14 protein-coding genes, 1 pseudogene and 1 riboswitch are annotated in these 15,827 nt (G+C 36.3%); of the genes and pseudogenes, 6 read left to right on the forward strand and 9 right to left on the reverse strand.

From position 1 onward, the window contains the following. Positions 1 to 74: 74 nt before the first annotated feature. A riboswitch (TPP riboswitch) is annotated at positions 75 to 186 on the forward strand. 93 nt (positions 187 to 279) lie between these two features. The 5 genes from IV86_RS05865 (at position 280) to IV86_RS05885 (ending at position 3,385) form a co-directional block, all read left to right on the forward strand. Beyond that, positions 280 to 576, forward strand: a complete 297-nt coding sequence (locus IV86_RS05865; protein ID WP_011673017.1) for a thiamine-binding protein — start codon at positions 280 to 282, stop codon at positions 574 to 576. Next, complete coding sequence (locus IV86_RS05870; RefSeq protein ID WP_002832766.1) at positions 548 to 1,321, forward strand: ABC transporter permease; 774 nt, start codon at positions 548 to 550, stop codon at positions 1,319 to 1,321. Before IV86_RS05865 ends, IV86_RS05870 begins: the two co-directional genes overlap by 29 nt. Further along, entirely contained in the window at positions 1,308 to 2,318 is a 1,011-nt protein-coding gene (locus tag IV86_RS05875; RefSeq protein WP_002832764.1) for an ABC transporter substrate-binding protein, read from the forward strand. Before IV86_RS05870 ends, IV86_RS05875 begins: the two co-directional genes overlap by 14 nt. Positions 2,319 to 2,338: 20 nt before the next feature. Continuing rightward, positions 2,339 to 3,079 carry an ABC transporter ATP-binding protein gene (locus IV86_RS05880; protein ID WP_056979433.1) on the forward strand — a complete coding sequence of 247 codons (741 nt, stop codon included), beginning with the start codon at positions 2,339 to 2,341 and terminating at the stop codon, positions 3,077 to 3,079. 75 nt (positions 3,080 to 3,154) lie between these two features. Then, complete coding sequence (locus IV86_RS05885; protein ID WP_002832761.1) at positions 3,155 to 3,385, forward strand: hypothetical protein; 231 nt, start codon at positions 3,155 to 3,157, stop codon at positions 3,383 to 3,385. A gap of 68 nt (positions 3,386 to 3,453) precedes the next feature. On the opposite strand, the gene IV86_RS05890 is transcribed toward IV86_RS05885, so the two are convergent. From IV86_RS05890 to gloA2, 4 genes are all read right to left on the reverse strand, one after another. Beyond that, positions 3,454 to 4,077, reverse strand: a complete 624-nt coding sequence (locus IV86_RS05890) for an NAD(P)-dependent oxidoreductase (protein WP_002832760.1) — start codon at positions 4,075 to 4,077, stop codon at positions 3,454 to 3,456. Between the two features lie 102 nt (positions 4,078 to 4,179). Continuing rightward, positions 4,180 to 6,837: an MMPL family transporter gene (locus tag IV86_RS05895; RefSeq protein ID WP_029257732.1), complete on the reverse strand. Its 2,658-nt coding sequence runs from the start codon at positions 6,835 to 6,837 to the stop codon at positions 4,180 to 4,182. Between the two features lie 48 nt (positions 6,838 to 6,885). Further along, complete coding sequence (locus IV86_RS05900) at positions 6,886 to 7,452, reverse strand: TetR/AcrR family transcriptional regulator (RefSeq protein ID WP_029257731.1); 567 nt, start codon at positions 7,450 to 7,452, stop codon at positions 6,886 to 6,888. A gap of 147 nt (positions 7,453 to 7,599) precedes the next feature. Next, positions 7,600 to 7,980: an SMU1112c/YaeR family gloxylase I-like metalloprotein gene (gene gloA2, locus IV86_RS05905; RefSeq protein WP_002832757.1), complete on the reverse strand. Its 381-nt coding sequence runs from the start codon at positions 7,978 to 7,980 to the stop codon at positions 7,600 to 7,602. 174 nt (positions 7,981 to 8,154) lie between these two features. Here gloA2 and IV86_RS05910 point away from each other — a divergent pair, with 174 nt between their 5' ends. Continuing rightward, positions 8,155 to 8,562: an iron-sulfur cluster biosynthesis family protein gene (locus IV86_RS05910; protein ID WP_002832756.1), complete on the forward strand. Its 408-nt coding sequence runs from the start codon at positions 8,155 to 8,157 to the stop codon at positions 8,560 to 8,562. Positions 8,563 to 8,619: 57 nt separating this feature from the next. Here IV86_RS05910 and IV86_RS05915 read toward each other — a convergent pair whose 3' ends face one another. The 5 genes and pseudogenes from IV86_RS05915 to wsfD all read right to left on the reverse strand — a co-directional run bounded on the left by IV86_RS05915 (position 8,620) and on the right by wsfD (position 15,819). Continuing rightward, positions 8,620 to 9,474, reverse strand: a complete 855-nt coding sequence (locus tag IV86_RS05915) for a GGDEF domain-containing protein (RefSeq protein ID WP_029257730.1) — start codon at positions 9,472 to 9,474, stop codon at positions 8,620 to 8,622. After that, a pseudogene (locus IV86_RS05920) lies at positions 9,458 to 11,491 on the reverse strand (cellulose biosynthesis cyclic di-GMP-binding regulatory protein BcsB). The gene IV86_RS05915 and the pseudogene IV86_RS05920 overlap by 17 nt, the downstream one beginning before the upstream one ends. A 31-nt stretch (positions 11,492 to 11,522) precedes the next feature. Beyond that, positions 11,523 to 12,752, reverse strand: coding sequence for a glycosyltransferase family 2 protein (locus IV86_RS05925; protein ID WP_056979434.1), 1,230 nt, complete (start codon positions 12,750 to 12,752; stop codon positions 11,523 to 11,525). Between the two features lie 36 nt (positions 12,753 to 12,788). After that, entirely contained in the window at positions 12,789 to 14,339 is a 1,551-nt protein-coding gene (locus tag IV86_RS05930) for a hypothetical protein (protein WP_036672835.1), read from the reverse strand. Further along, complete coding sequence (wsfD, locus tag IV86_RS05935; RefSeq protein ID WP_056979435.1) at positions 14,332 to 15,819, reverse strand: glycan biosynthesis hexose transferase WsfD; 1,488 nt, start codon at positions 15,817 to 15,819, stop codon at positions 14,332 to 14,334. Before wsfD ends, IV86_RS05930 begins: the two co-directional genes overlap by 8 nt. Positions 15,820 to 15,827: the final 8 nt, after the last annotated feature.

Consider the following 15,827-nt stretch of genomic DNA (forward strand, 5'->3'; position numbering starts at 1 on the left):
CCAAAATGCAAGGATTTATCCTAAAAAATTAAAAATAACTTTCTCTTTACTTATTTAGAATTTAAGATATACTGATTTTGTAACAGGGGTGCTGGGCTTTACCTGGCTGAGATTAAAACTAAATGGTTTTTGACCCTCGAACCTGATATGGATAATGCCAGCGCAGGAAGACTCAATTGTAATATTAGAATGATTATTTTCTAACACAAGATGCATTGAAGCTGGCTTTTTAAGCCGGCTTTTTTTGTACCTAAATTTTAAAAATGGAGGAATTTATTTATGAACACAAGTGTCGCAATTCAAGTCCTTCCTATAATGGAAGACGAAAAGAAGCTAGTCGCCGCCGTCGACCAAGCTATCAAATATATAAAATCTACCGGTGTTAATTATCAAGTAGGTGCTTTTGAAACCACCCTTGAGGGCGACTATGATCAATTGATGGAAATCGTTAAGAATATTACTAAAATAACTGCTGACGCTGGCGCTCCGCAAGTAATGTCTTATGTAAAGATTAATTACAAACCAGAAGGACAGGTTCTTGGCATTCATGAAAAAACTGACAAATACCAGCATTAATTTTCTACCTATCGTAGCTGTTTTATTAATCTTAGCCATTTGGCAAGCAATTAGTTTCTTCCAGATTATCCCTGAATTCCTGTTACCATCCCCACTTTCGGTTTTAGAAGTTTTTAAAAGTGACTATTCCGCCTTATTTTCAAACTCATTAGTTACTCTGATCGAAGCATTTTGGGGACTATGCTTTGGAGTGCTTTTAGGGGTTGGATTAGCCTTAATCATGGATTTATTCCATCCCATTTATAAAGCGCTTTACCCGTTGCTAGTGATTACTCAAACCATCCCCACCGTCGCGATTGCACCTTTATTAATCCTTTGGTTCGGTTATGGCATTTTGCCAAAAGTAGTTTTAGTAGTTGCTACTACTTTCTTCCCAATTGCAGTCGGCATGCTAGATGCTTTTCGTTCAACTGATAAAGATCTCATTACCTTGATGCGTACTTTAGGGGCTAATACACCTAAAATTTATTTTTACATCAAGTTTCCCGATGCAATTGATTCATTTTTTGCTAGCTTAAAAATTTCCGTTTCATATTCATTAGTAGGCGCCGTAGTTTCAGAATGGGTCGGCGGTTTCAATGGTTTAGGGGTTTACATGACCCGTGTCATGAAGGCCTATGCTTACGACAAAATGTTTGCGGTAATCTTTTTAATTTCAATTTTAAGTTTGGCCTTAATTTTACTTGTTAACTGGATTCAGTATCTTATTACCCCATGGAGGAGAACTAATCATGCTCAAGCATAAAAAAATTTTTAGTCTAATCGTCCTTTTACCTATTTTTACGCTATTACTCACTGCCTGTGGAAAATCAAATTCAGCGGCTAAAACTCAAACCATTACGGTTGCCTTAGATTGGACGCCCAATACTAACCATACAGGCCTCTATGTTGCCCAAGAAAAAGGCTACTTCAAAAAACATCATCTAAAAGTAAAGTTTGTTCAGCCTTCTAAAGATAGTGCCGAACAAATCGTAGCTAGTGGCAAAGCTCAAATTGGGATTTCTGGTCAAGATTCTTTAGCTAGTGCAATTGGCAAAAAGAATCCCCTTCCCCTCACTGCCATGGGAGCAATTCTTCAACATAATACTTCAGGAATTATGTCGCGTAAGGCTGATGGAATCACTAGCCCTAAAAAAATGCAAGGCTATCGCTATGCAACCTGGAATACTCCTACAGAACTAGCAACCATCAAACAAGTGGTTAAAGATGATGGTGGTGATTTTTCTAAGGTAAAAACGGTCCCTAACAATATTACTGATGAAGTCGCTGGTCTCAAATCCAAGGCTGCTGATGCAATCTGGATTTTCTACGGCTGGGCAGGTATTAACGCCGAAATTAAAAACTATCCAGTTAATTACTTTAGTTTTAGATCTATTAATCCTGTGTTTGATTACTACACCCCGCTCATTATTGGGAACAATAGTTTCTTGAAGCAAAATCCAAAGGCTGCTAAAGCATTCATGGCTGCAGCCACCGAAGGTTATCAATATGCCGCTAAAAATCCTAAAGCTTCTGCTGATTTATTAATGAAGGCCGTTCCAGAACTTAAGAGTAATCAGAAGTTAATTTACAAGAGTCAAAATTACTTATCTAAATACTACTTAACTAAAGACGGCCAATTTGGAAAAATTGACGCTATGCGCTGGAATAACTTTTACAAGTGGCTTAATGATCATAAACTTGTTGAACAAAAACTCGCTAAAAATCAAGGCTTCACTAATCAATACTTACCAAAACAGTAACTTATCGAGGAATAATTACAATGACAGAATTACTTGTACAACATATTAACCAAAGTTTCGGTGACAAGGAAATTCTCCATGATGTTTCTTTATCAGTAAAACCAAACGAAATTGTATCAATTCTCGGGGTCAGTGGGATTGGTAAAACCACCCTATTTAACATCATAGCTGGTATTAATCAACCCAAGTCTGGCAATATCGTCTTTAACGATGAAGATATTACTGGACAAGCTGGACACCTAGGCTACATGCTGCAAAAAGACTTGCTCCTCCCCTTTCGAACGATTATGAATAATGTAATCTTGCCTGATTTAGTCAAAGGGGTTAAAAAAAGCGCAGCCATTGCCCGTGCCGAACCACTTTTTGAATTCTTTGGCTTAACGGGTTATGAAAATAAATACCCCCATGAACTTTCTGGTGGAATGAAACAACGTGCAGCCTTGCTAAGAACTTTCCTTTCAACTAAGGACTTAACCCTTTTAGACGAACCTTTTAGTGCGCTAGATGAATTAACCAAACGTGGAATTTATCAGTGGTACACCGATATTAGTCGTCAAATGCAGAATTCAACCTTACTAATTACCCATAGCGTTGATGAAGCCATTACTTTATCTGATCGTATTTATATCCTGAGTGGTAAACCAGCTACCATCAGCCATGAAATTAAAATTACGTCTGCCAAACGTAAACAGGCCGATTTTGAATTAACTGCCGATTTCATTCACTATAAAAAAGAAATTTTGGATATATTAAATTCTTAAATTAGAGTCCATTTCGGTTGTTGATAGCGTTAACATCCGCTATAGTTAAGGTAGCACAACAAGGAGGTGGACTTAATGAGTGAAACCATTTTATTTAATCCCGGAGATTCAATTGGTAACTTCCATGATTATAATGAAGCTGTTCGTAAGGGACATCTATACAAACAAAAGCAACGTCAAGACGATGATCTAGTAATTGTTAATAATCCTAGTAAAAATGAGGAGTACGCTATTTTCTACGTTAAGGATCGTCATCCCGAAAAAACTGAAAACAGCATCGAATACGATATTAGCAAAAAGATTTAAAATTTCAGAAAACAATTAAAAAGATGGAATCATACCTCGTTTAAAATCGGGCATGATTCCATCTTTTTTTACCAAACTACACTTAAATGTTCACAGTTATGTTCTCCAGTTTCAATTTCATCTAACATAGCAATCGCATAATCCGCATAACTAATTTCACTTTTACCGTTAGCATCACTCATTAGCATTTCATTTCCTAAAACGTAATGTCCCTTCTTGGGACCATCAGCTTTAAAATCAGCCGCCGGACTAATATAAGTCCAATTCAATCCATTCTGATTCTCTAAAACTTCTAGTCCTCTTCCCATCATGATTGAAGTGGGCTTAAACACTTCTGGAAATGTCGGAGTTTCATAAAGATGGGTAATATGATCATCGACGTATAGGCTTCCTGCCCCACCCACTACAAATAATTTAACTGACGTTCCTGTCAAAATTTTTACTAAGTGCTCAATTGATGTCAAAAATTGTTCTTCTTTTCCTTCGGCCGCTCTAAATGCATCAACTACTACATCGAAATTTTCTAAATCAGTTGTAGTCAAATCAAATAGATCTTTTTGTAAAATTGAAACATCCATTTTAACTCGGTCTGGATGACGGACAATGGCGGTCACTTCGTGCCCACGCTGAACTGCTTCTTTAGTAATCAATGCGCCGGCTTTGCCACTTGCCGCAATAATCCCAATCTTCATGAAACATCACCTCACCTAATTATTTATACCCCCAGAATAAACGAGTTATTAATCGTAAGCAAATAAAAAGCCGTAACCCCAAATTGAGTTACGACTTTATGATTAATTTTTTCTTGGATAAGTTAAACGAATTAAACTACTATTCATTGCTGGAATTAAGAAGACTAGTATAACCAGACCACTAATTACCCCAACAGCAACTTGTGTCAAGGTCAGAACTCCTGCTGGAATTAAGGCAGCAAATGTTCCCCCTAGGATAATTGCAGCTGAAATTACCACGGTTCCAATAATTCCTGCTGATTTAACAATTCGATCTCCAGCATCCTCGTTACCAAATTCACGGTACTTCATCATTAAGAAGATACTGTAATCTACTCCAAGGGCAACCAACATTACAAAGGTGAAGAAAGGTACATTCCATCCTAATAGATTTTCCCCAAGGAATGTACTACTAATAAAGCGTGTAATTCCTAGTCCACCTACGTATGCTAGTAGCAATGAAGCAATGATATAGAACGGTTGTAAGATAGAGCGCGTTACTAACATCAATGCAAGCGTAATGCCAACTAACATAATTACTGCACTACGTAAGAAATCTTGATTAGCAATACTTGATGTATCAGAAGTTTCAGAAGTCTGACCGCCAATCGAAACGGAAGCTTTCTTCAATGAAGTTCCCTTGATATTGTTGTTAATCATCGTTTGCAGACTTTCAACTTTTTTAATCGACTTAGCAGTTAATGGATCTGAATCTAAGACCACCGTGATCTTAGCGGCCTTTTTATTTGAAGATAAGTAGACATCTTCTGAATCTTTAAATGTATCACTTTCTAACACTGCTTTAGGCACAAATAATGTGTTAGATGCAGATGAATCTTGAAGTTCTTTCAAGTAATCATTGGATTCAGATAGCCCGTCATTTAGTTTACCAACGCTGCCACCAGCGGTTGCCATTTTTTGTTGTTGTCCCTTAAGTTCATTTCCAAGAGTTTGAGCATCATTACCGATTGCTTGGGTATAAGTGGCAATTGCTTGAAGGCGAGTTTGCATTGAACTTACTGAAGCCATTTCTTGGCTAGCTGCTCCAGAAAGAATCGTCATTTGTGTTTGTGATAATGGTTGACCAGCCGCTGCCATCTTTTGTTGTAAGGCCGTCATCAATTGTTGACCACTTACAGAGCTACCACTAGTTGATTGGATACTCTTCAACTCTTGCCCAATTAAGGTCGCTTTAGCACCGATATCTTCAAGTTGACTAGCATCAAAATCTCCACCAGTTAAACCTTTTTGAAGTTCTTTTAAGCCCGCTTGAGCCTTGCTTGTTTGGGAAGTCAACGTCTTCAATTGATCATTAACATAAAGCTGATCTAACTTATCGCCACCTGGTTGAGTAACTGATGCAACCGTCTTGATTCCATCAATACCTTTAATTTGGTTGGTTAAGTTATCAATAACCCTTAAATCACTTTCATTATCAAGCTTGTGATTGCTCTTGATATAGATGGTAGTAGGTTCCGCCGTTCCTTTGCTAAAGTGCTTTTGCACCGTCTTAAATCCTTGCTTAGCAGAATAATTAGCTGGTAGTTCAACGACTGTATCATAATTAAGTTTATTGTTATAAGTTAACAGCATTGGAATTGCTAAAATTACGATGATGCCTAAAGCAATCAATGGATTTTTAGCTGAGTGTCCTGAAAGCCAATCCCACAACTTACTGTGGTTTGATTCTTTTGAATTATGACTAGGCCAGAATACCTTATTCCCGAGTAGTGACATAAAGAAGGGGTTAACGGTCAATAATGCTAGTAGTAAAATAGCAACCCCAATTCCAACCCCCGTTGCCGAACGGTAAATGGAGAACTTAGCCAATGCTAAAGTCAAGAATCCTAATAGAACGGTACTTCCTGAATAAAGAATCGTTTTTCCTGCCACCTTAAGTGAATGCTTCGTGGCAGTTTCTTTATCCATCCCCTCAATCAAATCATTCTTGAATTGGTTATAGAGTAAGATATTGTAATCTGTCCCGATTCCAAACATAACAACGACCATGAAAACTTGGGTAAAGTTTGAAATCGTAAATCCTGTATATTTAGCTAAATTCATCACTGCTGATAAAGCAACGATGAAAGATAGTCCAACAGTTCCTAAAGAAATTAAAGGAACAATTGGGGAACGGAAGACTAGAATTAGCACAATCAAAATGAAGACGATGGCAATAACTTCAGTCTTTTTAAGACCCTCTTCAATGGCTACCGAGAAATCATCATTTAAGATATCACTACCAGTTACGTAAGTTTTCACTCCGCTCGTCTTAACTTCTTTAACCAGCTTTTGATTCATCTTACGCACTGAATCCCGCTTACCTACATCTAGTTGCACTATCTGGGTTGATTTATCTTTTGAAATTAATTGCTTCTTAGTTGCCTCACTATCGTTAGGAGCAGTAACTCCTTTAATATCATACTTAGATTTATTATCTTTGATTTTATCAATAGTGTCATTGATACGATCTTTTTGCTTATGGGTTAAGGCTTGGTCACCATTATTAAAGACCAAAACGACCTGGCGCGTATTGCTAATTTTGTGGCCCCAATCTTTTTGGATGGTTTTAGCAACTTGGCTTTTAGCCGTATCCGGAATTTTGGTTTGACCTTTTTCAGCTACTAAGCTAGAAATATTAGGTAACATTACGATTCCTAAAATCAAAACGATAATCCAAGTCACAAACTTGGCAATGTTTTGTTTGATATACTTACTCATACTCTTCTCTCCTATCTATAATTAATCAATTCACTCTTCTCTTAATGCTTATTTCCCTAGTAACTCATCAACATATTCCATCGCTTCTCTCTTAGACAATGGATGATTCTCGATGAAAATCCACTTAAGTACCAACAAAATCGTATTACTATAATGCTCTGCTACTAATTCTAGTGGTACTTTCGAAGTTTGATTTTTTAGATGTTGCTTTAAAATCGTAATAGCCTCGTTTTTAAAGTACTCATAAATGCTGCTCACGATCGAACTATTATTAGCATTATGCTTTGCTAATTGAGTTAATAGTTCCCGATGCTGATCCATGGCCTCAAAGATTTGACCCAATACATATTCTTGAAGATCTTCGTCAGCAACGTCATGATACTGCTCAATATTGCTTTCTTCTTTGAATAATAACCAACAATAATTCAATAAATCTTTTTTATCTTCAAAATAGTTATAGAAAGTTGCCCGCGGGAAATTACTAATCTTACAAATTTCATTAATGCTAATATCGTCATACGATTTTTCCGCTAGTAGCTTATACATCGCATCCGAAAATGCTCTTAAAGTTCTTTGCGCTCCTTTGGTTGATTTTTTCGTCAAATCATATTTCATTTATTCCCTCCAAAAATGTTTTTCTCGATAAACTATTCTATCTCCACATATTTATTTTTGCAACAGTTTAAATTTAGACATGTGTAAAAATACGTTTTCATACAAAAAAGTTACGATAAAATTAATTATCGTAACTCTGCCTTGGTATCATTCATGTAATTCTAAAGGTAACCCATCTGGATCGAAGAAAAACGTCATCTTTTGCTGATTCAATTCATCCCGCCGAATATCTTCAACTTTAATCCCGACGGAACGTAAATAGTCTACATCTTTTTCGATGTTATCCGTAGCAAACGAAATGTGGCGTAGCCCCGCTGCTTCAGGATATGAAACCCGCTGAGGAGCGTCTGGTTTGATAAAAATTTCAAACATCAAATCTCCATATTTTAAATCTAGTTTTACGTCGTTTCGATCTACGCGTTCCGTTTCTGCAACTACTTCCATCCCTAATTTATGAACATAAAATTCTTTAGCTAAAACGTAGTCCGTACAAATAATTGCGATATGATTAACAGCCCTAACTTCCATCTGGTTCCTCCTCAAAACTTGTTTCCTTCATTTTAGCCTGAAGGGCTAGCTAGAACAACTGATTTAATTTACCGAACCAAATCCTGAGCACAATATTTAACTTCTGTTTTAAATTAAGGTAATATCAAATCGTAGGAGCTCAGTGTTTGTTTTACGCATAGGAGGAATTTTATTATGAAAATTAATATTACAGAGAATGCAAAAGATTATTTATTAAAGAAAGATATCGACGGTAAGCATATCTTCTTAGCACTTGATGATGGTTCTAGTAAATTTTCAAAATTAGGTGGATCATGTGCTATTGGTAATAAATTCCAACTAGTTATCTCATCTGTTCCTGATCAAGCTTACACGGATACAATTGAAAACGATGCGGATCTTAATCTTACTACTGGTAAAGAAGAGGCTAATTATTTAGGTAATGGGCTAAAATTAGATTATAAAATGGGACTGCTTAAACTCAGTGATGATAGTAGCATCTTAGATGGTGCCGTTACTGTTCAAAATTACGAACCAACAGATGCCCAAACTAAGGACGAACTCGCTAAAGATATGAAAGATATCGGTAATAAAATTTGCTAATAAAAATAAAGAACCTTAACTTCTTTTTCTGAAGTTAAGGTTCTTTTTTATGCTGCTCTAAACATCATATTGAGTTTCTTTAATTCCATCATTCATTAAATCATATGGATTACTCATTTCCTCTGCGTTCCATTCTGAAACACCCACAACCATTGAAATAGCGAGATTCACTAACTCTGGGCTTTCCTTAATCCGTTTTTCAAACGCATCTTTAGCCCGTTGTCCAGCGATTTTTCCTCCTGTAGCATTAGTGTACAAAAGAATCGCCCACGTTGGATCTTCATTTTCCAAAATATAGGTAATATCATTATCACGCGTCGAACTTTTGATTACCTCTGAAGCAATTTGTAATAAAAGCTGAAGTTGGCGATCACTCATCATTCTCCGTAAATCATTAAAATATCTTATTTTAATAATTAGCGTGGATACGGGAATCTCAAAGCGTCGACTAGTTTCAATAAATACTCCGGCATCTTCCACATATGCAACCATCGTCCGCAAATTAGTTTGTTGATCAAAGGCGCCCCGCTCTACCAAAGCCGCATGTAAATCACTATTCGCCTTTTGCAATGCAATCTGACTTCGCGTTGAAAGGTACATGGTCAGTGAAATTAATAACGGCATGATTAGCCAGAAAAGCAGCGACCACTGGATTTCGTGATTCAAACCAAAATATTCATACAACATAACTACGGTTTGAAAAGCAATAAACACCATATTTGCTAACAAGCTGGGAATAATTCCCATAAAGTAAGTTACAATTAAAATTCCCATGGTGATGATTAAATAAATTATATTCACAACGATGTTTTGAGAAAGCATCATCAAAACGGCCGTAATACTAAGCATTAATAGAAGTAGGAGTAGCCCAATATCTTCATACAAATGCTCTTTGCTATTTTTGTTTTGCATTCTTACGACCTCCATTCATCATGGCTTGCTTTCTGAAAACTAAGTAAACTCCAAAACCGATGACAATCAAAGCTAAAAAGACAATTCCCAAATAAATAATTAATTGACTATTTTTACTAATGGTCCGCTTGTGTTCTAAGTTTCGATCAATGTATTTGTTTTTCTTGAAGCGGTAACTATAGTGGGTGTTATTTTGATCTACCACAATTGCATCGCCTGTAAATTGATCGATATTCTTCTTAAAATTAAGCTGTGTCGAAGCTAGATAACTGGCTTCCGGAGTAGCTCCCGTTAGGACTAAAATGCCTTTTTTACTATTTTCAGGGGAACGAATTAGTTGCGCTGTTCCAATCGTCTTACCTTAATCTTCCTCAATACTGAGCTTTTCATTAGAAACAAACCCTCGATAGTCATCAGAATATTTGAAATACAAATCTTTATTCAAGGATTTAATCATTGCATTATTAGAAGGAGTCCCAAGTACAATTAAATTATCATTAATCATTGTATCTTGATTAGGCTGTTCAGTATAAAATTTAATTTTTCCAGTATTACTCTTAGCGTAAGCGCCCATCAAGTTAAAAATATTTGTTAAACTCTTGAAGTCTATCGCAGTTAATTTTTTAGGTATAACCACTGCTAAGTTGTTATATGTTTGGTTCTTCATAAAGATTGTGGGATAGTTGGTAAAGAGTAAATCGTTACTCTTTTCTGATTTAACCTTCATTTCAGAATTCGTATCTACTTCTGCCCAAGGGGTTTCAGAATTATCTGAAGTTTCTTGATCCTTCATTTCCAAATCAAAAGCTACTCGGACTTCAAAGCTGTTTCCTAAGGAAGTCCCTTTAGGAACCTCCAAAGTAACTTCATCTCCATTAGCTTTAGCAGCGGTTAATTTTTTACTTCCTAAGGTTGTATCATTAACGTACACCGTCACTAAGGAACGTTTGAAGTTAAGGTTTTTGCTATATCGAAAATGTAATCTCACCTTAGAACCATCTGCATTTGTCCGATCATTAGGTAAAGTTACAAAATAACTAGTCTCTCGATGTCCCGCTCCCTTAATCTTATCAATGGCGTTGGTTAATTGATATTTACCTTCATCTTGGATTTCGGATGTAAAAGTGTTCGTTAGGGAAGATACTATTTCCTTACTTTTATCTGTCTGATGCATTAATTCCGAATTAGCAAAAAACTGAGCAGCTTTTTTTAATAAGCCATCTGTTTTGGCCGTTACAATTAAATAATCACCTTTTTTAGTATAGTGAGTTTTAATTACCGCTCTTTTCTCAACATCTTTTTCGCTAATTTCCTGCTTCAAAGCTTTAGGAAGATTATCATATTTAGCGACATACAAAATATAATCACCTTTAGTAGCATCCATATTTGTATTTTGAACAACATTGATTTGATCATTATCAGTAGTAATCACACGTGATTCACCTGCTAAGGCCGTCATACTAGCTGTTAATCCCCCCTTCGTCGGTTGATCAGGCGTTACAATTTTAGAATGTTGGTTGGTTACTGTATCCTCACCAGAAAAATGATCATAAAAAGAATGGAGCGTGTTTTCTGGATCTTTTAGTTCATATTTGAAATTCACATTAGACCCTGACTTAACCGTTAGCCAATTAGCTGGAGTTTGTGCTAAATCATAATTCTTAGCATCTTTTTTATTTAAAATTTGTCCTTTAATTTCAAGTTTATTAGTACCTTGCAGGAGTTCTAGCGGAATCTCAACAGCTTTACTCTGGAAACCACTCTTATGCTCTGGACGGAATGAATAGAACTTAACGCCGTTCATTGATAACGTAATATCAGACGTTGTTTTATCAGCTAACTGCGAAACTTGATAATTAAAATTAAAGGTAGCTTTTTTGACGTTCCAATAATCCATCTTGGTAAAGTACATGCTAGTTGCTGTTGATTTACCAGATAAAGTTGTTGTATCATTTTGAAAATTTTGAGTATAAGTTAGGTCTTCAGCATGCACTTGACCCACGCCGACTAATGACATTAATAATATCGTTAATGTTAAAATAATTAATTTACTTATACCGCTTAGTTTTATACCATTTTGCTTGTTTATGAAAGACTTGTTCACGAATATACCCCACCATTCCGTATGCTGCGACTGCTAGCCACATTTGACTGTATACCAAATACATAAAAATAATATAAAGAATATTGCTAAAACGCATTTCACCCTTTTCGGTTGTGACCGTGACAAAGGTACTGATGACAAACATTATTATTCCAAATAACCACAAAGCATTACTAAAACCTTGTAAATCTGAATGGGCCAACCCAGCGACTGAAAGAACAAAAACTACATCAGATAGAATCAAAGCGGTCATCAATAAAAAGTACGTTGACAAGAAATAGAGTAAGTCAAAGCGAATGGGACGTCCGGCCTTTTTAAAGAGTAATTTGGCATTTTTAACGACCACGTAAATGTTTCCTTTCACCCAGCGCGTTCGCTGATGGAACCACACATCTAAGGTTTGTGGTTCCTGTTCCCAAGTAACCGCACGTGGCTGAAACTTAATTTGATATCCCATCTGGTAGACCCGAAAACTAATTTCCGTATCTTCCGCTAAGGCTTTAACATCCCAACCACCAATTTTTTCTAAAATTTCGCGTCTAATAACATAATTGGTTCCTGGAATCGTACATAGCCTAAACAGCCGTTGACGTCCCGCTTGAGCCATCCATTGAAACGAAAGTGTTTCAATATTAATAAATCTGGTTAAAATAGTTGCTTCTTTATTTCTAGTTCTAAACTTTCCAATAACCGCCGCTAAACGGTCATTTCCTAAAAGTTCTGCTACTAAAAGACGAAGCGCACCACGTTCTGGAGCGTTATCTGCATCATAAATTGCAATAACACTTCCTTTGGCTTGCTTCAAACCAATATTTAGGGCATTGGACTTGCCTTTGCCCCCCGTAACATTATCTGTATTAATAACTTTCAAACGTTCTTCGCCAAAATCATTTTGGACTTCTTTTAATAACTCTGCCGAATTATCACTTGAATTGTCATTAATCACAATAATCTCATAGTGATCATGGGGGTAGTCAAAACTGAGCAACGATAAAACAGTTTTAACAATTACGATTCCTTCATTATGCGCGGGTACCATTACCGTCACAAAGGGAATCTTTTCAGGAAGTTGCTTATCCGGTTTGGGAGCTTCTTGGAGATACCACGTATATCCAGCTACCGTTAAAATCAAATTAATTATTAACGTTCCCCAAATGGCTATGATAGCTACCATTAGGAAAAAATCCAAAATTGTGATGATTCATTCCTCCTATCTCTTAAACATATTCTTGTAAATTTTTCTTCCAAAAGCGATAAAAATGATTAAGACGGTAAAGATAATAGCAAAGAACACGGTAATAATTTGCCCTTCAACTCTGAAAAAGCCTTTAAATAGCGCCGGCGTAGGAGTTGGCTTATCAGTATTTTCCATATTTGAATTAACCTCAACTTCCGTCTCCTTACCATTCACCAAATACTGTCCATTTTGAAAAGCAAGTGATGAACTTGCAAAATCAATTTTTGAATTAATGGCTTCATCCGGAGCTTGCCATTCAAAGTTCAACGCTTGAATTTGTTCTTTTAAATTTTTCAACTTAACCTTACTATCAGGCATCTTAAAAGTTAGCGCTGTGGGCATTGCAAATCGTACATCTGCTTGGTGTTTAACCTTATTAAAACTTGAGGCTGGTAATGCTAAATAACTTCGACTATTGGTACCGCCTTGATTATCTTGATCGAGATAAACTACTTTTTTATTAGGAAGTAGCATCTGATAATTAGCTTTTTTTAAAGCACTATTTCTCAAGACTTGATCCTGATTCCAAAAACCTTGGGCACTAATCCCAACTGGATAAACTTGATTTTGTGCCAAATTAAGTAGATAGTTATCAAATAATTCACTCAATTCTCCTGCGTTATCCGCAGTAGCTCCCCCGATCACCGGAGCTTGTAAGAAAATCACACCGCCTCGATCTTCAAGTCTACGTAAATACATGGTAAACCTTTTATACGCGTGCATTTCTGTGTTTTTAGCTACTGTGGAAGTGCTGACTGCCAACGGTATGCCATGATTTTCACAGAATACGCTTAATTGATCTAACAGCTTTAGATTACTATAAGGTGAAACATTCGTAATCGTTAACAACGGTTTGGTTTCTTCTTGACGATTAAATAAAATAGCTATCATCTTGCTAGCTGTAATTAATCCCAGTCCTTTATTGTTGAAGAAAGGCAAGTAACCTTGTTTTTGATTAATTACCCCATACTTATAGGATTGACCTTCATTATTTTGCGTCTTTAACATGCCGTAACTCTGTGCTTGTTTTGGAACTCCAGTTAAAACATCCATGCGTTCCACAAATGGCAACATTTCTGTACTGCTATCGTCACTTAAAATGAATTGTTGTTGATAAATCGTCTTTAGCTTAACCTGTAACTGTTTTTGTTCGGTTCGATCTAAGCCTTCACCAATATGAAGTTTAACACCGTCATATTGATTACGATCTTTAACGAAAGTTGGATTATCCAGTGACGCTTGTTTCCAGTTAATCATGGTAATTACCCCTTGATAACTATGGTTTAACTCACCTTTTTGATATTCACTTTCTTTAACTGTCTTAACTTTAAGTCCCATCCCTGCTAACATTCGCTGTAAGGTATCAATCTTTTTTTCACCTTGTTCGACAGTACTTTGAGAGTCATAAACGAGCAAAACACGATTATCATCCCTTTCACTACCATGTACCGTTTGGGTAGCTTGTACTACTCCGCCAAGGGTCATGAAGAAAATCGTTAAAAAAAACATAATTATTTTACGCATCTCCATCTTCCTCCTGTTCAGTTAGCCACAATTGATGATTTAGAATATCTGAAATAAACATTATGAAGGTAAAGTCCAAACTGAGAGGAACCATGAATAAATGTTTGGCTAAATCAGCATCACCATCACCAATAATTGAAACAATTGGAACAAACACACAAATGCTCATCAATCCCAGTATTAGAAAAAAACGTACAACGCCAAATAATCTTCCAGCTACAAAGTCAATATAAGCACTAACTGCATATACAGCCACAAATGTGATAGCCAGAAGACACAAAAAGGCATATTTTCCCGGAAAAAAAGCTCCTGCTAGTGAACTATAAAGTGTGAAAAAGGTGCTCTGTTGACCCGCTTTTTTCCCAGAATCCTTGGTATAATCGCCGACTGCCTTGACTTGAGTAACCATAATATCCTTACTAGCTACATCTAGTAAACGTAAAAATTGATCAGTATTTCTAGCGTAATATTTAATAATCCATGCAAAATTATATTTTCCAATCAAATGTTTTCTAATGTAGTGAGAACTTGGGTCAACGGTATCAAAAGTTTTAGCATAATAGTCTTGCTCCCGCATTAAGGCAAATTGCTCACTCAGCCCGCTTTTGGCAATATTTTTACTCGGATCTCCTGTTTCCATCAAAACCCCATGAGAAAATGATTGATATTGATTAACGTCGTTGAATTCTTTATTGATTAAACTATACGTCAGAACTCCCGCTCCCAAAGTAGCAACAACACCACCCATAACAGCTAATTTCTTAGCCTTTTTTAAACCGGGCAGGAAAAAGAGCCCCACTGACATGACTCCAAAACTTAGTGCTAAAGGAGCATTTTGTTGTTTACTAGTAATTAATACCACAACACTAATAAAGTAGGATAACAACAATTTCCAGCGTTTAGAATAATCTCCACGGGCTAATAAAATGAGCGACCCTACCACATACAAGAATGAAATTAACATTCCCGGTTCAGCGAAAAAGGAATTAAAATACAGAATAAATGAAGCATCCGCAAAGATAAGTACTACTAGAATTGCAATCACATAACTTCGTATACGTCGCCAAGTTCCGGTTAATGCTTTAGTTAACAGGTAGATACCAGGTAAGAAAGCTACATAATAGACGATACCTAAGAAGCGAATATCAAAGTAACGATGACTATAAAGTAACTTATTTAGTATTACAGCGGCTTTAACGAAAAGCGCTTGAGATGAAAAAACAGCAACGTTATTTTCATTAAAATACTTTAAAATCCCAAACTTAGTTACCACATAACCAATATACTGATTATCCTTGGTTGGTAGTCGATAAATCCCGTTACTTAACATTGCCCGATAAAAATCTCCATTATCGGCATAGCCATTAATCGGTGGTATAAAGAGAATGACAGCACAAATAATCGCTGCCAAAGCCGTTGCAACGGCAGCAGGTGATATATGTTTTTGAAATACCTTCCAACTGCTTTTAATCGAAACCATTTCATCCC

The sequence above is a fragment of the Pediococcus pentosaceus genome (assembly GCF_001437285.1).
Lineage (GTDB): Bacteria > Bacillota > Bacilli > Lactobacillales > Lactobacillaceae > Pediococcus > Pediococcus pentosaceus.